This is a genomic window from Roseateles violae, assembly GCF_030410485.1.
GTDB lineage: Bacteria > Pseudomonadota > Gammaproteobacteria > Burkholderiales > Burkholderiaceae_C > Roseateles_D > Roseateles_D violae.
The window spans coordinates 1-15,298 of sequence record NZ_JAUHHC010000004.1; the positions used below are offsets into that span (position 1 = coordinate 1).

Consider the following 15,298-nt stretch of genomic DNA (forward strand, 5'->3'; position numbering starts at 1 on the left):
GCCCCCCGGCGACTCTTTGCCCTTGCTCAATGCGGCGATGCCGCTGTTCATCAGGTACGCCGCGCCACCGCGGCGCGTACAGTTAATGACACGGGTCCAAGGCTGCGCGGCCTGCGGCCTTGCAATCGGCCGCTCTTGCAGCAGCGGGCCGCGCAGCTCGACGCGCTCAGCCGGCGCCCAGGTGCCCCGCGGTTTCCACTGCTTGCGGTCGGACAGGATCCACTCGGACGGCCGCGCCGCGTCATACACGCCTACGGGGCGGTAACGCTGCTCGACGCCGTAGCGGCCTTCTTGCGGCTCGCCATCGTCAATCACGCGCACCCGGTAATCGCGGCCCATCATGGCGCCGCCCTGCGCGTCCATGTAGGCGCGCCAGCAGGCACGGCGCCCGCTGGTCTTGCTAACTGCCGCGTGCGCAGCCTGCACGCAAGGGGTGGCGCCCTGTGCGGCAAGTTCTGACACTCGCCGCAGCTCTCGCCATACGGTGACCGGCGGTTGGCCGATCGCTTGAAATTGCCGGATGCCCCAGGCGGCGGCCCAGCGCTGCACCCGGTTGGCGGTGCCGTCGAACATATCGGACTGTTCGCCGCCGCGTTCGTCGGTGTGACCCTCGGCGCCGATCGCGCCGGTGTCGTCAATGCCCTTGCTGATGTACTTCGCCACATAGGACACGGCGCCGCCCTTGTCGAGCGGCTTGGCCTTGAAGCGATGTTCAGTGGCGCCCGGTTCGTCGGGATGGTCGGCCAGCCAATAGGCCCGGATGGTGGCGCGCAGCGCGTCGAGCTGCGCCGGGTCGCACCACAAGAGCATGTGCCAATGCGGGCATGCGTCGTGATGCGGCTCGGCGACGCGATAGCCGAACACCCGCAAGCCCTGGCGCTGCAGCGCGGCCCGCGCGCGCGCCCAGGTCGTGCATAGCCATGCCTGCGCGTCCTTCGGTGTGTTGGGGCGCACCGGGCCGTAGTTGCCGGCGCCGGGGCTGCTCTCGCCGCCGGTGTGTCGATGGTTGGCGCCGCCCTTGAAGTGCTGCGGGTGGAAGCGCGACGGCGCGGTGTTGGTCGTGAATAGTCCGACCATGCCGCGGGCCTCGGCCCATTCTTCGGCGCCGCGAATCCGCGTCATCAGCTCGGCGCGACGGATGCCCTTGTTCGCGGTGCTGGCCTCGATGGCCTGCAGCAGATTGATTGTCTCGCCGTCAGCACTCTCCAGCTCGGTCGCTTCCAACATGGCGCGGTTGCTGCGGTCGGCCAGCTCGTACCGGCGTAACGTGTCGTTCGTTACGTAGGGCTGGCGGCGCCGGGCGCAGACCTCGCCGGCGTGCATCGCGGCGGTTTCGCGCGACAGCACGGCGGCGCGTCGGAGCTGGCGGCGCCACCACAGGCGACAGCATGCCCGCTTGACCATGCCGGGCAGCTTGTCGGCCTCGTGGCCGGGCTTGCAGACGAAGGGGCGGGCCTGCAGCAGCTCAAGCTGCTTGTTCAGCCACGCGACGGTGATCGCGCGCGGATAGTCGCGGACCAGCGCATAGATCGCATCGGCGCGGGCCTGCGCGACCTCGCGCAGCCGCGCGTCGGGTTCGCTGCCGTCAATGCGCGCCGTCGCCGTGTCGATACGCTCGCCGGCCGCGCGCAGCGCATCATGCGCCTGACCCTGGCGCACGGCCTCGTAGTACGGGGCATCGGCCTGGGCGCGCGCCCATGCGAGGGTTTCGGCGCTGTAGGTCACTTGCGCGGCGCCCTTGTCGCGGGCAGCTTGTCGCCCAGCAGGCGGCGCGCCTTCACCCAGGGGCACCCGCTGCGGTGCTGGTCCAGGCTTCGCCCGTCCGTGATGTATTCCGGCCCGCAGCAGTGCATGCAGTAGGAATATTCGCCGTCCGTCAGCGGAAACTCAGGCGCGAGTGCCTGCAGCAGCTTGCGCGGGATCATCAGCAGCGCCTCGCCAGGTCAACCAGCCACGCTGCGAGCGCCGGCGGTGTCCGCTCGCGCTCGGCGGTGCACATGTTCTCTATGCGGCCTTCAGGAATGCCCAGGGCCAGCGGCATCGCGGGGATATTGAACGGCGCGCAGCCCTTGACATAGAGCCACGTATCTTTCGGGGCGCGGTGGCCCCACCAGCTCTGCAGAATCGGCAGCGTCCAGCCGCCATAGCAGTCGGTTTCGCCGGGCTTGGGCAGGCCGGCGACTTCCCACAGCTTGGAGTTGGCTGGATGCTCAAGCACGCCATTCCATCGGCGCACTTGCTCGACGCCGAACAGGGCCAGCTCTTTTTCGCCGGGCTTGATCTTGGCGACATGGGCCAGCCGGCCCCAGCCGCGGCACGGCGGGTGCGCAATGACCGGCGCCCCGCCCCCGTACGTACGGGCGTCGCGCTGCTCGTCGTACACATCGCAGCCGGGCAGCGTCTTGTAGACGCTCGACTTGCGGGCGAACAGAACGGCGACGCGCATCAGAACAGCGAGGAAACGTCGCGCAGATCGCGCCGCAGCGCGCGCGCGCTCGATGCCATGCGGCATTGATCGGTCGCGCTGAAACTGTCCCAGGGCTGGCGGCACAGGCGCTGCGGCTCGCCGGGTGCCTCACAGGCAACCATGACGATCAGCAGGCGCGTGCTTTCGGGGATGCCGGCCCAGGTGCGCGCCGGCAGGCTCTCGCGTTTGGGCGGCCGATGCTCGCCCATGCTCTTGAGGAAGTTGTCGCGGACTGCTTCGCCGATGCTGACGCCCATAGCGCCAGCCTTGGCGCGCATCGCGTGGCCGGTGGCGGCGCCGGACAGTGTCGGGTTGAGGGCGCCGCTCATGCCGGCATGCCCGCGAAGATCAGGCCGACGAAGCCTAGAAACAGGGTGATCGAGCCTACGACAGCATCGACGCTGTACGCCCGCTTGATGGCTTGGCGCTGGGCCTGGGTGATGAGTGCGCTACGCATGGAGCCCCCGTTCGGTGCCCTCCCCCCTGTGACCTATCGGTGAGCGGCCCGGGCGTCGAACTCGCCGCGCGGGTTAACGGTCCGCCGCAGATCGCGGGCCGCTCGCCGATAGGTGCTGCGGCCGGGGAGGCACCGGGGGAGGTTTGACAAGGAACCCGGCCGCAGCGGAGCGGACGATAGTCAAGCGACACAACCCTAGTCAAATGTCGTCTTAGTATTCCCCCGCTTTCGTACAGGGTATAGAGTCCAGCCTGTCGCACCTCAGCGACGAAACCGGGGGGTTTCCATGCTTTCTACCGTTCAACTGCTCGACTTGGCGAAAGAACACCAAGGCGGCGTCACGGACTACCGAATTTCCAAGTTGCTCGGCCTCAAGCCGCAGCACGTTTCAGGCTACCGCTGCAACCGCAATACGCCATCAAACCCAGTAGCCATGCGGCTTGGCGAACTGGCCGGGGTCGATCCGGTCGAGGCCATGGCCTGGGTCAATTTGGAGCGCGCCAGCACCGACGAAGAGCGAAAAGCCTGGGAATTGGTGCTGCAACGCTGCGCCCGCCCTGCCGCGTCGTAATCGTCACGTACGCCACCAAAAAGCGCCCCACCGAGGGCGCTTTTTTCTTTGTGGAATCAATAACTTAGCGCTGCGCAGCCCGTAACAGTCTGTGTATTATGTTAAATCTCGTCGCCGGCCAGCTGCCAATGATGAGGCATTCGCCGCTGTGGCGTAGCGTTAGACAACCCACTAGAAAGCCTCCCCTGGGAGGCTTTTTTCATGCGCCCTTACGTCCTCGATTTGTTCGGCGAGGTGCCGGTGTATCACCACGATATCGACGCCTGGTTGCGCGCGGTGCCGCGCATAGAGCCTGGCACGCGCCGGGCGGCGCACTATGTCGAGGCCTGGTCGGTGGTCGAGAAAATCAAAGCCGCCAAGCTGGCCGGGCGGTTTGATGAGATCGTTGACCAGGTCGAAGCGCCCTCGCCGTTCTGGTGGACCAGATTCAGCTGGGCGCGTTGAGGTTGCGCGAGTTGTACGAAGAGCGTGCCGCAGCGCCGCGGATCTCTCCAACGGCGCCCATTGCTGCCTTTCGGGCGGCGGCCGGATTTTACCGGCGCACCTGGTCAATTCCAGGCGTCTTTAACCCAGGCCCTGACGCCGGGCAAATTGCGCATTACCAGCGCGGCCAGAAGCGCGCCGCCAATGACGACGGCGGCCTCTATGCCGATCTTTTTTACCAGCGGCGGCATCACTTCTTGCGCTTGCGGAACTGGCCGTTTGCCTTGCGCGGCGGGGTGCGTTTCTTCTTGCTCATGCTCGTTTCCTTTCAAGGGTGGTGATTCGTTCGCCGTGCTGGGCTTGCACGGCGGTCAGGGTTGCCAGCTGGCCGCTGATGCGCCAGAGCAGCGCAACAGATGGGACCAGCAGCAGATTCAGCCAGGCCAGGTCAGCCATGGGCATCGGGCTTGACGATGGCGACCAGGCCGGCAATGCCGCCGACGACTTGCGCAGCCAGGTCGACGGTGCCGGGCGGCAAGCCGAACAGCGTGGCCAGCGCGGCCAGGCTGGCCAGCGTCGAGGGCTCGCGCAGGCGGGCCAAGGTGAAACGGATAAGCGGCTTGATGGCCATGGTCAGAAACTCCGGGTGTAGGTGATCGAGTGGCGGGAGAACAGCAGCCCGCCCAGCTGCACGCCGACATAGGCGCCGATGCCGTCGGCGACCAGGTCGGCGACCGAGAACCCCGTTCCGCCCCTGCGGGCGTCGTACACCTCCTTGGCCAGGCCCGGGGCCATCGCCCAGGCCCAGGCCTTCAAGGGGTCGGAGATCTGCGAGCGCGCCGCGGCGCCCAGCGCGACGGAGACGCCGGCGTGCATGTACTTGTCGCGGCCGATCACGGGCTGCGCCTGGCCGAGCGGTGGCGCGAACAGCACGGCAAACGATGCCGCAGCGATTGCAAGGGCGATGAAGAGGCCGAGGAACTGGGTGACGGTTTTACGCATGGTCGAGGGTCAGAGTGGGAAAGCGAGCGAGTCGAAGCCACCTTGGCCCAGCCCGGAGAGCTGGCCCCAGCTGGTGGCGCCGTTGAAGATGGATTCCGCGCCGGTGCCGCCCGGTGCCGGGTAGCGCGCGGCCAGGCGGGCGGTCTCGTCGTAGCTGGCCTGAGGCGCGACCAGGCCGAGCAGCGCGCGGCCGGCCGGGCTGTCAGCCGCCGGGGGCTTTCCCGAGCCGCTGGCCATCGTCAGCGCGGTCAGGAAGGCGGGCGCGCCGGCCCATTTGCTGGCCTCGAAGGTGCCGACGTTGTCGATGATCCAGCGGGCGACCTCGGCGTCGGTCGTGGTCTGCGCCGGCGTGGGCAGGCCGACCGATTCGGAGACGGCCGAAACCCCGCCGGTGACCAGGCCGCCGGCCGCGTTCACCACGCCGGCGCCGACGGCCTCGGCGGCTTTGGCGATGCCGCCCTTGTGCCAGACGAAAGCCGCCACGCCGGCCAGGCCGGCGAGGGCGAGCAGTTGCACCGTGCGGCCCATCAGCCCCACATCCCGGAGAACAGGCCGGCGGGCGCCTGCGGGCCGACAGCCTGGCGCGGTGCGTTCGGCACGGCGGCCGAGGGCATCGCCGGCATGCCGGGCATGGAAGGCATCATCGGCATATCGGGCATGCCGGCCAGGCGCGGGCCGGCGGCGTCGTTGCGGTTGGCGGCCAGGTCGCCGCGGCGGGCATGCCAGAGGACCAGGGCGCCGAGGCCCAGCGCGGCGACGGCGCCGGCGATCAGGTAAGGGGTTTTCATGCGAGGGCTCCGCCTGCGTTGAGGAATGCGACGCGCAGCGATTCCAGGCTGCGTTCGGGTTGGGCGTAGCCGGCGCCGGGCAGGCTGGCCCAGATGCGGCGCACGCGGCCGACGGCCTGGTCGAAGCGGCCGGCGTCGACATCGCCCAGCGCGCCGGCTTCGCGGATCAGCTCGATCGCGGCGGCGTCCTGGCTTGCCGGCGAGAAGTCGGGCAGACCCAGGCGGGCCGAGACCACATCCCAGGTATTCACTTGGGTCGAGCCGCCGCCGGGAATCGGGCTCTTGGCCATGAACTGATAGGCCCCGGCCGCGCTGGTCCAAAGCCGCTGCCCTGCCCCATTGGTGAAGCTCTGCGCCAGGCGCGGGTGGTCGGCGTAGCTGTCGAAGAGGCGGCCGCCGAAAAGCGTTCGGTAACCGTTGGCGCCGGCGGTGCCCTCGGCCTGGCGGATGGTCAGCAGGAAGGCGGCGCGGTTGCGCGCGGCCTGGTCCTGGTCGGTCGGTTGGATCATGTCTTGCAGCTGGTTGAATACATTGGGCAGTTCGTAGAAGTCGGGCAGCTCTTGCGCGGCCTCGCCCTCGGCGCTTTGCACGGCGTCGGCGCGGCGCAGCAGCAGCCAGGCGGCCAGGCCAGCGAGCGCGGCCAGGGCGGCGGTTTTCGTCATCCGTAGACGGCCACGTAGTAGGTCGGATGGTCGGTGAGCGCGCCGCCGGACGCATTGCTGGTCGTCAGCGCGATAGTCGTCGCGCTGCTGATGGTCGATTTGAAATTGGGCGCGGCGGCGTTGTCCGCGGACGCCTGCATGGCGGTGGTCACGATGACGTCGGTACTTGGCATCGCCTGCGCCATCGTCAGCGTGTAGGTGCCGGCCGCGGTGCGCGCGACAGTGATTCCGGAGCCCTTGACTAGCGCGCCGGTGGCGCCCTTGAACAGCGCCCAGCCCAGCAGCGCCAGGCCCGGCACCTGGCCACCAATGATCGATCCACTCAAAGCCATGGTCAGCCCTCCACCGTCAGCACGTTGGCGTTGTTGGCCAGATCGCCGATCGCATAGATCGCCCCGGTCGGCACGACGGCGGGCTCATAGTTGCCGCCCGGCCCGATGCGGATGCCGTTGGCCTGCGTCGCGGCCGCTCCGAAGTTGATCCAAATGGAGCCGGTCGAGTCCTTGTTCTGGATCAGCAGATAGGCGCGGGTGCCGCTGGCCGCCAGCAGCTGCGCGCTGGCGTTGGTGACGGTTTTCGCGGTGTTGGCGAAGGCGGCCGAGGTAGGCAGCTTGTTGGCGACCATGGTCGTGCCGACCTGGCCGGACAGCGAGACGCGCGAGACGCTCACCTTGCCGACGCCGATGCGCACCGAGCCGACCGCGCCGGCGACCGGCGTGACCTCGATCATCGTCACATAGGCCGGCAGCTCGGCCGAGTCGCCGGGCAGCCATTCGCCCAGGTCCTGGCCGTCTGCGCGGATGCGCACCAGCGCATTGATGGCGCCGCTGGTTTCGGCCTCGTAGCGGATGTAGGACGCCTGCGCGTTGATCTGCCGGCCGCCGCCGTCGAACGTGAAATTCTGGAACATGGGGTCAGCCCTTTCGGAAGACCACGGCAGCGGCGACGACGGCGACGGCCGCCAGCGCTGCAATGGTCAGAGTCTTGTTGCCGTTAGCCTGGCTGGCGGCCGACGAGTAGGCGGCCTGGGCGGTGCCGGCGGCCTGGTCGGCCTGGCGCTGCGCGGAGCCGATCAGCGATTCGGTGAGCTTGGCCATCGTGCCGATGCCCTCGCTGGCGAATCCCATCGCATCGTTGGCCGACTTGAAGGCCTGCGTGTTGCTGCTCTTGGCGAAGTCGAGCGCATCGCGCTGGCTGGCCGTTACCGTGGACATGGCCGATTCCTGCGCCCTCACCGCTGCGCTGGCGGCCATGCTGGCGTTGTCGCTGCTGATGCGGGCGATCTGCTCGGCCAGCCGCGACTGCTCCAGGGCCACGTCTCGCATGCCGGCAATGGCGCCGCCATCGGTCACGTTCTGGGTCCAGCTGTTGTGGCTGTCCTGCGTCCAGGTCGTGTTGCCGCTGTTCCGAGAGTCGGTGTTCTGCGTCCAGCTGGTGTTGCCGCTGTTGTCGTAGCTGCGCGAGCTGCTGTCGCTCAGGTTCGTCGTCTGCGTCCAGCTGGTGTTGCCGCTGTTGCTGGCGTCGGTGGTCTGGTTCCAGGTCGTGTTGCCGCTGTCCACCGTCGAGCGGTTGTCGGCGATCGACTGCTGCCATTGGCTGCTGGTGGTCTGGTTCCAGTTGACCGAGCTGTCGAGCGTGCCCGAGCCGATCACCCCGCCGCCGGCGTCGTTGACCTGGCGCGAGTCGTAGTAGGTCTGCTTGGTGTCGTTGACCGTGTCGTTACTGCGGGAGCCCATGGGCTACCTCCTTTCGCATCACGTAGCCGGCCACCTGGTAGCCGGCCCGCTTGAGTTTCTTGACGAGGCCAGGGCGACGCGTCGTGCAGGTCAGCGCGCGGGCGCCGCCAGGGCCGACCGCTTGCAGCTGCGCCCATGCGTCGATGACGCTGGTCAGGTCGTAGCCCGGAAGGCCGCCGGCCGCCGTCACGGTGATGACGGCGCCGTCGCTGTAGCTGTCCCGCCGAGCCGCGAAAGCGCCGACCAGGCGGTCAGCGTCCCAAAGCTCGAAGAGGCAGCAGCCGCCGACCAGGTCGACCAGCTGGCCGCCCTGCTCCGGGCCGGCGCCGACCTCAAAGGCCAGCGCCCGCGCCAGCAGCGGGCCGGCCAGGGTCAGGTCATTGACCTGGCGAACGGCGATCACTTGCCGCCCTTCTTCTTGATGAAGACCATCCCCAGCAGCAGCAGGGCGAGCGGCCACATGACGCCGGCCTGGCTGGCGGTATTGGCGAGCGGCATAGTGGCCTGGCCGCTCAAGTCCGCGCCGGCGCCGCTGCGCGCGCCGCCGGTGGCCTTGCTGCTGCCGGTACTGACCGTCCAGCCGGAGGCATCGAACGATGACCGGGCATCGTTGAAGCCGCCGGAGGTGGACGGGCCGCCGCCGCCGCCGCCAATCGCATCGCCCAGGCCTTTACCCAGCCCGCCGGCCAGGTTGTTCAGCGCGGGCATGAACAACTCCAGCATCGTCAGGACTTCGCCAGGAAGTAGACGACGCCGGCGACCATTAGCAGCGGCAGGATGGCGCTCAGGTTGAGCGTGGCCACCTGCTGGCCGGTCTGGGTGCGAGTGACCGCGCCATAGCCGGCGATGCCGTTCTGCGTCGTGCCCAGCATCGGCTGCGGCATGCGGCCGATCATCCGGCTTTGCAGGTCGTAGTCGATGTAGCGGCTGAGCGTGCCGGTCGCCAGCGATGCGAGCTGCTGGTAGGCGCTCGAATTGGTGTCGACCGGGCTCTGCACGTAGTAGGCGCCGGAGCTATCGCCCACGCCATCGTTCGACGGGTCGCCGGAGTAGCCGCCGCCCGTCAGGGAGTCGAGTAGTGCGCCCATGCGCCCCTCCTAAAAATGCGCGCAGGCCCGCGCCCGGTCAGGGGCGCAGGCCTGGCCGGTTCATCACAGGTTGCCGGGGGTGTCCAGCACTTCGGCGATGGCGTAGAGGGTGTCGCCGGCGCCCAAGGCGTAGTTGATTTCCAGCGAGCGCGCATCGGCCGTGCTCATGGCCGCGCTGTGGACGTTGTCGGCGATGAAGTCGGTCACATAGACCTTGCTCTGCGGGACCTTCTTCATCTCCTGCTGGTAGAAGCGGGCGTCCTTGCAGGCCACGCGGTCCCAGACGGCAATGCCGTTCTTCTTGACCTCGACCGTCTGGATATTGCCGTCGGTCGACGCGCCCCAATCGGCGCCGGTGTAGAAGTTGTAAATCCGCTGGACCAGCGCGCCCTTGAACTGCGGCGTCCAGGTGACGGCCGTGCCGCCGTTGCTCGGGATCTGGATCTTGACCAGCTTCTTCACCAGCTGGCCGCGCGGGTCCGGGTTGCGCGGGTCGAACTGCAGCGTGGTGAAGTAGCCCATCGCGTACAGCGCAGGCGTGCCGGCGCCGGCGGTGTTCATCACCTCGATGAACATATCCTGGCCGCCCAGGGCCGGAATGTCGTAGCCGCCGACTTCCTTGGCGTCCGGGCTCAGCGCGTCGCGTTCGGTGAAGTCGATGGTCAGGCTGTCGGCCTGGTCAAAGATGCCCTTGTATTTGTTGATCTTGTCCAGCTCGGCGGCGCTCAGCGGGCCCCAGACGGTACGGGAGCCGACCTTGACGACGATTTCGGAGATGGTCGCCTTGGTCAGCGAGTTGGCGCCGATGAACTTCAGCGTGACGCGGGCCAGCGTCATGTCATAGCGCGGGATGGCCAGCGTGGCGCGGGTGCCGTTGGCAACGGGATTGAACGGGGGGAGGCGAAGAGGAATCATGCTCTGGTGTGGTCAGGTTGTCGGGAGGCGATCAGCGTGGCGCGATCACTTCGGCAGGTAGTCGCCGACCACGGGCACAGCGATGAACTTGCGCTGAACGAATGCGACGGTGGCGAATGCCGCCAGCGCAACGGCAGCGGTCATCAGATGGGCCTTGGAAATGGGCATGGGGTCAGTCCTTGCGGGTTGGGTTGGTGGGTGTCACAGGTCGCCACTTTTCCCGTCCCCTGCCCTGCCGGCCAGGTCTGCCCGTCTCTATGGAAAACGGCCCAGCGTCTATAGAGGCCGGGCCGTTTTTCTATGGAGAGCGCGCCTATAGAGGCCGTCGCTTTTTCGCCCGGGGGCTTGACCCGCCGAGGCTCACCCGTCCATGGGCGCGCGCCTTGGTCGCCTTCACGTATTCGATGAACTCGAACTGCGCGAGCGCGTCTATGTCCTCGGCCGAGCAGCCCATGTGCGCCGCGGCGGCCTGGCGGTGCCGCGGCTCGCCCAGATAGCCAACGTGCATATGGGTCGCATTGCCCAGCGAGGCCTTGTCGATGAAGGCCGGCGACTGGCTGCACCAATAGAGCGTGAGGCCCTGGTGATGGCGGCCGCGCGTGTTCAGCTTGCGCCAGGCGGGCGGCGCGTAGCTGGGCGCGGTCACATCGGCCAATTCCTCTACCACGATGGTCGCGCCGACGAAGTGATAGACCAGCAGGCACCAGGCTTCAAACTCGGCGCGCAGCTGCTTGTCGGTGCGCGAGCGCGGGACGTAGCGAATGCGGGCCTTCGGGTTGCGCTGCAGCGTGGCCAGCAACTCGGCCAGGCTGGCGACCTGGCCGGCGACCTGGTCATATTCGTCATTGGTGTCCCAGATGATGAGCGGGGCCGGCCGCAGCTGCGCCAGGCGCTGCTTGAGCCATACCCCCTTGCCCATCTCGGAAGCCGCCAGGACGGCCCAGCTTTCGCCCTTGCGATCAGCCGCCATCAGTAGCCGATGCGCAGGGTCAGGTGCAGAGGGCCCAGCGCAACGAAGAACCGGCGGCCGGAGTAGCCGAGGCCAATGACCAGGTGGCGCGGCATGATCGACGTCTCGAAGATCAGCCGCTTGCTCATGCCGTCACCTCGGCCGGCCGCTGCGCCTGTTGCGTCTGCTGCGCTTGTACGCCGGCGGGGCCGCCGCCGCGGGCGGCCAGCTGGCGGGCGCGGGCCTCCTGCGCTTGGGCCTGCAGCCGCGCGCTGCGCTCTTGCCAGACCATGAAGGCCGGCACGGCGATGGCGGCGCCCAGCTTCAACTCGGGGCCGGTGGCGATGTTGCGATGGAAGGTCCAGCCGTATTTCTCGGCGCACTCCAGGTAGGCGCCGGCGATCTCGCCGCAGGCCTCGGGCGTGTAGTAGCGCGGCAGGGCCGGCTCCACATAGCCGCCGAACTTCACCGCCAGGCACAGAGCCGCGGAGATCTCGCCCAGTTCGCGCTCGGCCTGGTCGGCCGCTGCGGCGGTCTGCTGGGCGGCGGCCTCGGCCATGCCGGGCAGGCCGGCGCCGGCGTCGATCTGAGAGTCAGCCGCCGCCGCGATGGCGGCCAGGTCGGCGGGGATGGCGCCGCCCTCGGGCGCCAGGTCTTGCGTGTCGGTGGTCATTGGGTGTTCGTGGCGTTGAGCAGCGTGTCGAAGAAGCCGGCGCGCTTCACCGGCGCGGCCGGCGTGGGCGCCGCTGCCGGCTGGGCCTGCGTGGCGGCTTTCGGTGCGGGCGGCGCATCGGTCTTGACGATGATGGGTTGATCGGTCGCCGGCGGCTCGGGCATGGCGCCGGTTTCCGGGCGGGTGTTCGCCAGGATCGCGCGGGCCTGCTGGCCGTTCTTGGCCGTGGTCATCATTCCGCAGTCAGGGCAGTGGACATAGGGCAGCTTGCCCTCGTTGCGCTTGACATGCGGGGCGGCGAAGCCGCACAGGCACGGCCTGGTAAGGCGACCGATCAACGACATGCTTAGCCCTCCTGCGGCGTGTTGGCCAGCTCGACCAGGTCGGCGACCTGGTCGCCCATGCGGTCGACGGTCATGGCCATGGTTTCGAGGGCCTGGCGCAGCTCGCCGGTGGTCTGCGCGACGGTGCCGATGGCGGCGACGGCGACATTCACCGAGTCGATCGTCAGGCACGCCGTGGCGACCTGGTCGCGCAGCTGCGTGAACTCGACCGAACCCGGCGGCAGCGGCGTGGCCTCTTCGGCGGCTTTCACCGCGTCGGCGACCTGGTCGCGGATCTGGTCCAGGCCGGTGCGGAAGGTCGAGAAGCGCTCGGCGTGTTCCGGGCGCACGGCGCCAATGGCGTGGATCTCGGCGGCAGCGCCGACCAATGCCGCCACGGCGGCCAGGATGGGGGTGAGGGTTGCTTTCAAGCGTTGGGCTCCTGGGGGTTGCAGGACCGGCGCTCAAGCTCGGCCAGGCGCTTTTCGATGGCGTCCAGGCGGTCGAGCAATGCAGACAGAACCGGCCGAACGAAGGCCGGGGCGAAGTGGAGAAGGTTGCGCGGGTCCATAGGCCAGCAGGTTGCCGCCTATGGGGGTGGCTCACAAGATGAGCCACCAGTCGACCGCGCCGGATCTTGCGCGGCTCTATGGATTCGCCTATAGAGGCCAGGCCCCGTGCGGCGGGTCGATGCGTGAAGCCGCGGCGCAATAGGCCGGGCCGCAGAGCGGGCAGAGGATGTCCCACTGCGGGCCGGTCCAGCCGTCATGCCGCAGCAGCAGGCCGCGCAGGTAGCCGGCCGGCCGTTCGTAGGGGGTCGGGCCGCGCAGGTAGCCGGCCGGCCGTTCGTAGGGGGTCGGGCCGCGCGTCATTGGGCGCGGCTGGCCAGCCAGGCAAACGGATCGTGCCAGCTGTAGCGCCAGCAGTGGCGCTGGGCCGCCGTGGCGGCGTCCATCCATTGGCGCCGGCCCTCCCGGGCCAGGTCGGGGCCAATAGCGGCCCTATGGGGCGTTTTTCCGGGCTGGGTGATGCCCTGCCCTGCCCTTGCCCGTTTAATCGCGTCCTGGTTCATTCCTGCGGCTCTGCGCGTGCTTGATCCTCGGTCATCCACCGCAGGCCATCGCTCAGCCTGGGGTATGGGCACATCGGGCCGTCCGCATCGCCCGCTGGTGGCTTCGCTGCCAGACCGCCGCCGGCATCCACCTTCAAGACTGCATTGCTGGGCCGTCGAATGCGCGCTGACGGTGGCTTAGCGGCCGTGGCGCCCTGGGGGGCGTCAGGTCGTGCCCCCTGGGGGGCACTCGATTGATTCAGCCTCGCACGCATGGCCCTGGTCGTTGGAGAGGCCGGGGGGGCGTGCCCTGCGCCAGCAGGGCGAGTGTCTGGCCCCCTGGGGGGCCCAAATTTTTCCCCCGCCGCGATGCTGATGCTGTCGGCTGGAATTCCCGTCCCTGGAGGCTCAGGGATAACCCTCGTTTTTGTGGATAACTCGTCAGTCTCAATATGACCTTGAATTCCTGTTGTAAGAGGGGTTCGAGTCTGGGGTTCGAGTTCGGACCGCGAATCGTCAGAACCACGATGGATAGGGCCTTTACGGGCCTTGGAGGGGGTTCGAGATAGGGGTTCGAGTTCGGACAATGGGCGAGCTTCAGCGTACCGGGGCGCAACCATAAAAAGAAGCCGGCCCTCGGCCTGGCTGTGCAGCTTGTCGCGCGACAAGATGCGGCGGTCCTCGAGCTGGCGGATCACCTTCTTGATCGCCTGCACATCGGGGACGAAGTGCTTAGGGCCGCTGCGCGGCTGGATGGGCGTCATCAGGCGCACCAGGTGGGCATAGCTGGTCTCGCCCTGCCCTGTCTTGTGGCTGGCGCAGCGCAGCAGCATCACGAACAGGCGATAGACCCAGGGGGCCAGCGTCATCAGCACCTGGTCCTCGTGCTCATGGAGCAGCAGGAAGGCGCCGGTCTGCTTGGCCGCGCGAATGGCGCGGATCTGGAGCTTCGTCACGTTGGCCCCTTCCCAGGGGCCAGAAGCGGCCGATTAGCCGATGGCCAGCGGGTGCAGGTACTGGCTGCAGCGGCCGCCGCTGGAGACGAGCAGGCGCATGATGCCGCAGCGATGCACCAGCGGCTCGCCGGTGACGTTCTCCGAGTGGCCGCAGGTCGAGCAGTGGCCGCCGAGTGGCACCCTCTCCTCGTAGTCGCAGAGGTCAAGGCGGGCCAGTATGTCGGGTGTGAGGTCGTCGTTGTTTGGCATCGGGCCGCTCCCTGTTGAAAGGGCGCCATCATGCCTCGGCTGCTGGCGGGTTTCACCGGCGCGCAGCGCATCACGCGACTTGGACGACTGAGCGAACGACCAGGCCGAAACCTGGCCAGGCGCGGCGTGCAAGTTCTACGGCCTGGCGCGAGGCCTGGTCGGTAGTTTTTGCCTCGATGGTCCAGGTATCCACATAGGCCGTGCCCTGCGCCTGAACCTTCACTTCCCATCGTGCCCCCAATGCGGGGGTGCCGGTCAGCCTCTGCGGGCCTTGTGCCGTTGATTGCTGGTGCATAGCAACCCTCCTTTTCAATCCACACGTGAAACGCGAGTAAACTATACACCACAAAAGCGAGTAAACTAATCCGGCCGAATTAGGAGGATCACTATGAAAGTATCTAGCGGGGACTACCTGGCTCAAGCCAAAGAATCACTCGGAAATCGATATATGAGTGATCGAGAGCTAGGCGAGCGTCTCGGATATTCGCAGCAGCACATTTGGCGCGCGAAGGCAGGCAACATGAGCGACCCATTGGCCCTGGCCATCGCCAGCGTGCTGCCCGACGTAGACGCGGGCGAAATCTTGTGGGTCGCTCGCGTCGAGCGCGAGAAAGACGAAGCGGTCAAGGCCGCGCTGGCGTCCTACGTGGGAAAAATCCTTTCCGCCATGCCCTCGAAAGCCGCAGCGCGTAGCCTGGCTGTTGGTGGCATGGTGGCGGGTTCCCTGCTGCTGGGCGCAGCGCCCTCCCCGGCCGAGGCCAGGACAGCTCCCGGGGAGGGTCTGGGCTCTGTGTATTATGTTAAATAACATTTGAAACCAAACGCCCCCAGCACCCCCCAAAGCTGAAGGCCCCCCGCGGCCTGCCCCAATCTGGCCCCTCGCGCAACACTAGACGGTCGGGATCTGGGTGGGGGATTCATGCGCAAGGCACCGAGTGAACAATCGCGTGGCGGCGTGGTCGAGGAGCGGGATCGTCCATCGAGCGCC

At 67.8% G+C, this 15,298-nt stretch carries 31 protein-coding genes; 3 read left to right on the plus strand and 28 right to left on the minus strand.

Annotated elements, in window-relative coordinates; translation table 11 throughout:
• The 5 genes from QWJ38_RS14460 to QWJ38_RS14480 all read right to left on the minus strand — a co-directional run.
• The coding region (locus QWJ38_RS14460; RefSeq protein ID WP_290359816.1) for a replication endonuclease at positions 1-1,725 on the minus strand (1,725 nt) is incomplete at its 3' end.
• The gene (locus QWJ38_RS14465; protein WP_290359817.1) at positions 1,722-1,925 is read right to left on the minus strand and encodes a hypothetical protein; all 204 of its coding nucleotides are present in this window, start codon (positions 1,923-1,925) and stop codon (positions 1,722-1,724) included. The genes QWJ38_RS14465 and QWJ38_RS14460, both read right to left, overlap by 4 nt.
• Positions 1,925-2,446, minus strand: a complete 522-nt coding sequence (locus QWJ38_RS14470) for a hypothetical protein (RefSeq protein ID WP_290359818.1) — start codon at positions 2,444-2,446, stop codon at positions 1,925-1,927. The genes QWJ38_RS14465 and QWJ38_RS14470 overlap by 1 nt, the downstream gene beginning before the upstream one ends.
• Complete coding sequence (locus QWJ38_RS14475; RefSeq protein WP_290359819.1) at positions 2,446-2,796, minus strand: hypothetical protein; 351 nt, start codon at positions 2,794-2,796, stop codon at positions 2,446-2,448. The genes QWJ38_RS14470 and QWJ38_RS14475 overlap by 1 nt, the downstream gene beginning before the upstream one ends.
• Positions 2,793-2,924, minus strand: coding sequence for a hypothetical protein (locus QWJ38_RS14480; protein WP_290359820.1), 132 nt, complete (start codon positions 2,922-2,924; stop codon positions 2,793-2,795). Before QWJ38_RS14480 ends, QWJ38_RS14475 begins: the two co-directional genes overlap by 4 nt.
• A gap of 286 nt (positions 2,925-3,210) precedes the next feature.
• Between QWJ38_RS14480 and QWJ38_RS14485 the strand changes: the two genes are divergently transcribed.
• Positions 3,211-3,495 (plus strand): hypothetical protein, encoded by a 285-nt coding sequence (locus QWJ38_RS14485; protein ID WP_290359821.1) that lies wholly within the window; start codon positions 3,211-3,213, stop codon positions 3,493-3,495.
• Positions 3,496-3,696: 201 nt separating this feature from the next.
• Positions 3,697-3,939, plus strand: a complete 243-nt coding sequence (locus tag QWJ38_RS14490) for a hypothetical protein (RefSeq protein WP_290359822.1) — start codon at positions 3,697-3,699, stop codon at positions 3,937-3,939.
• Between the two features lie 104 nt (positions 3,940-4,043).
• Here QWJ38_RS14490 and QWJ38_RS14495 read toward each other — a convergent pair whose 3' ends face one another.
• From QWJ38_RS14495 to QWJ38_RS14605, 23 genes are all read right to left on the minus strand, one after another.
• Entirely contained in the window at positions 4,044-4,250 is a 207-nt protein-coding gene (locus QWJ38_RS14495; RefSeq protein WP_290359823.1) for a hypothetical protein, read from the minus strand.
• Positions 4,231-4,374 (minus strand): hypothetical protein, encoded by a 144-nt coding sequence (locus QWJ38_RS14500; RefSeq protein ID WP_290359824.1) that lies wholly within the window; start codon positions 4,372-4,374, stop codon positions 4,231-4,233. The genes QWJ38_RS14495 and QWJ38_RS14500 overlap by 20 nt, the downstream gene beginning before the upstream one ends.
• A complete protein-coding gene (locus tag QWJ38_RS14505; RefSeq protein WP_290359825.1) occupies positions 4,367-4,549 on the minus strand; it encodes a hypothetical protein in 183 nt (60 codons plus the stop codon). Before QWJ38_RS14505 ends, QWJ38_RS14500 begins: the two co-directional genes overlap by 8 nt.
• 2 nt (positions 4,550-4,551) lie before the next feature.
• A complete protein-coding gene (locus tag QWJ38_RS14510) occupies positions 4,552-4,920 on the minus strand; it encodes a YfiM family lipoprotein (RefSeq protein WP_290359826.1) in 369 nt (122 codons plus the stop codon).
• Positions 4,921-4,929: 9 nt separating this feature from the next.
• Positions 4,930-5,436 carry a hypothetical protein gene (locus tag QWJ38_RS14515; RefSeq protein WP_290359827.1) on the minus strand — a complete coding sequence of 169 codons (507 nt, stop codon included), beginning with the start codon at positions 5,434-5,436 and terminating at the stop codon, positions 4,930-4,932.
• Positions 5,437-5,447: 11 nt separating this feature from the next.
• Positions 5,448-5,708: a hypothetical protein gene (locus QWJ38_RS14520; protein ID WP_290359828.1), complete on the minus strand. Its 261-nt coding sequence runs from the start codon at positions 5,706-5,708 to the stop codon at positions 5,448-5,450.
• Positions 5,705-6,370 carry a glycoside hydrolase family 24 protein gene (locus QWJ38_RS14525; RefSeq protein ID WP_290359829.1) on the minus strand — a complete coding sequence of 222 codons (666 nt, stop codon included), beginning with the start codon at positions 6,368-6,370 and terminating at the stop codon, positions 5,705-5,707. Before QWJ38_RS14525 ends, QWJ38_RS14520 begins: the two co-directional genes overlap by 4 nt.
• The gene (locus QWJ38_RS14530) at positions 6,367-6,702 is read right to left on the minus strand and encodes a hypothetical protein (protein ID WP_290359830.1); all 336 of its coding nucleotides are present in this window, start codon (positions 6,700-6,702) and stop codon (positions 6,367-6,369) included. Before QWJ38_RS14530 ends, QWJ38_RS14525 begins: the two co-directional genes overlap by 4 nt.
• 2 nt (positions 6,703-6,704) lie before the next feature.
• The gene (locus QWJ38_RS14535; RefSeq protein ID WP_290359831.1) at positions 6,705-7,280 is read right to left on the minus strand and encodes a hypothetical protein; all 576 of its coding nucleotides are present in this window, start codon (positions 7,278-7,280) and stop codon (positions 6,705-6,707) included.
• A gap of 4 nt (positions 7,281-7,284) precedes the next feature.
• A complete protein-coding gene (locus tag QWJ38_RS14540; RefSeq protein WP_290359832.1) occupies positions 7,285-8,106 on the minus strand; it encodes a hypothetical protein in 822 nt (273 codons plus the stop codon).
• Positions 8,090-8,509, minus strand: coding sequence for a hypothetical protein (locus tag QWJ38_RS14545; protein ID WP_290359833.1), 420 nt, complete (start codon positions 8,507-8,509; stop codon positions 8,090-8,092). The genes QWJ38_RS14540 and QWJ38_RS14545 overlap by 17 nt, the downstream gene beginning before the upstream one ends.
• Positions 8,506-8,829: a hypothetical protein gene (locus QWJ38_RS14550; RefSeq protein ID WP_290359834.1), complete on the minus strand. Its 324-nt coding sequence runs from the start codon at positions 8,827-8,829 to the stop codon at positions 8,506-8,508. Before QWJ38_RS14550 ends, QWJ38_RS14545 begins: the two co-directional genes overlap by 4 nt.
• A 2-nt stretch (positions 8,830-8,831) precedes the next feature.
• Positions 8,832-9,194, minus strand: a complete 363-nt coding sequence (locus tag QWJ38_RS14555) for a hypothetical protein (protein WP_290359835.1) — start codon at positions 9,192-9,194, stop codon at positions 8,832-8,834.
• 63 nt (positions 9,195-9,257) lie between these two features.
• The gene (locus tag QWJ38_RS14560) at positions 9,258-10,109 is read right to left on the minus strand and encodes a major capsid protein P2 (RefSeq protein WP_290359836.1); all 852 of its coding nucleotides are present in this window, start codon (positions 10,107-10,109) and stop codon (positions 9,258-9,260) included.
• Positions 10,110-10,154: 45 nt separating this feature from the next.
• Positions 10,155-10,277: a hypothetical protein gene (locus QWJ38_RS14565; RefSeq protein WP_290359837.1), complete on the minus strand. Its 123-nt coding sequence runs from the start codon at positions 10,275-10,277 to the stop codon at positions 10,155-10,157.
• 145 nt (positions 10,278-10,422) lie between these two features.
• Positions 10,423-11,079, minus strand: a complete 657-nt coding sequence (locus QWJ38_RS14570) for a hypothetical protein (protein ID WP_290359838.1) — start codon at positions 11,077-11,079, stop codon at positions 10,423-10,425.
• Complete coding sequence (locus tag QWJ38_RS14575) at positions 11,079-11,207, minus strand: hypothetical protein (protein ID WP_290359839.1); 129 nt, start codon at positions 11,205-11,207, stop codon at positions 11,079-11,081. Before QWJ38_RS14575 ends, QWJ38_RS14570 begins: the two co-directional genes overlap by 1 nt.
• The gene (locus tag QWJ38_RS14580) at positions 11,204-11,731 is read right to left on the minus strand and encodes a hypothetical protein (RefSeq protein WP_290359840.1); all 528 of its coding nucleotides are present in this window, start codon (positions 11,729-11,731) and stop codon (positions 11,204-11,206) included. Before QWJ38_RS14580 ends, QWJ38_RS14575 begins: the two co-directional genes overlap by 4 nt.
• A complete protein-coding gene (locus QWJ38_RS14585) occupies positions 11,728-12,075 on the minus strand; it encodes a hypothetical protein (protein ID WP_290359841.1) in 348 nt (115 codons plus the stop codon). Before QWJ38_RS14585 ends, QWJ38_RS14580 begins: the two co-directional genes overlap by 4 nt.
• 2 nt (positions 12,076-12,077) lie before the next feature.
• Entirely contained in the window at positions 12,078-12,485 is a 408-nt protein-coding gene (locus QWJ38_RS14590; RefSeq protein WP_290359842.1) for a hypothetical protein, read from the minus strand.
• Between the two features lie 637 nt (positions 12,486-13,122).
• Positions 13,123-14,061 carry a hypothetical protein gene (locus tag QWJ38_RS14595; protein ID WP_290359843.1) on the minus strand — a complete coding sequence of 313 codons (939 nt, stop codon included), beginning with the start codon at positions 14,059-14,061 and terminating at the stop codon, positions 13,123-13,125.
• Positions 14,062-14,094: 33 nt separating this feature from the next.
• Positions 14,095-14,310: a hypothetical protein gene (locus tag QWJ38_RS14600; protein WP_290359844.1), complete on the minus strand. Its 216-nt coding sequence runs from the start codon at positions 14,308-14,310 to the stop codon at positions 14,095-14,097.
• A gap of 70 nt (positions 14,311-14,380) precedes the next feature.
• Positions 14,381-14,605 (minus strand): hypothetical protein, encoded by a 225-nt coding sequence (locus QWJ38_RS14605; protein WP_290359845.1) that lies wholly within the window; start codon positions 14,603-14,605, stop codon positions 14,381-14,383.
• 93 nt (positions 14,606-14,698) lie between these two features.
• Between QWJ38_RS14605 and QWJ38_RS14610 the strand changes: the two genes are divergently transcribed.
• The gene (locus QWJ38_RS14610) at positions 14,699-15,118 is read left to right on the plus strand and encodes a hypothetical protein (RefSeq protein WP_290359846.1); all 420 of its coding nucleotides are present in this window, start codon (positions 14,699-14,701) and stop codon (positions 15,116-15,118) included.
• Positions 15,119-15,298: the final 180 nt, after the last annotated feature.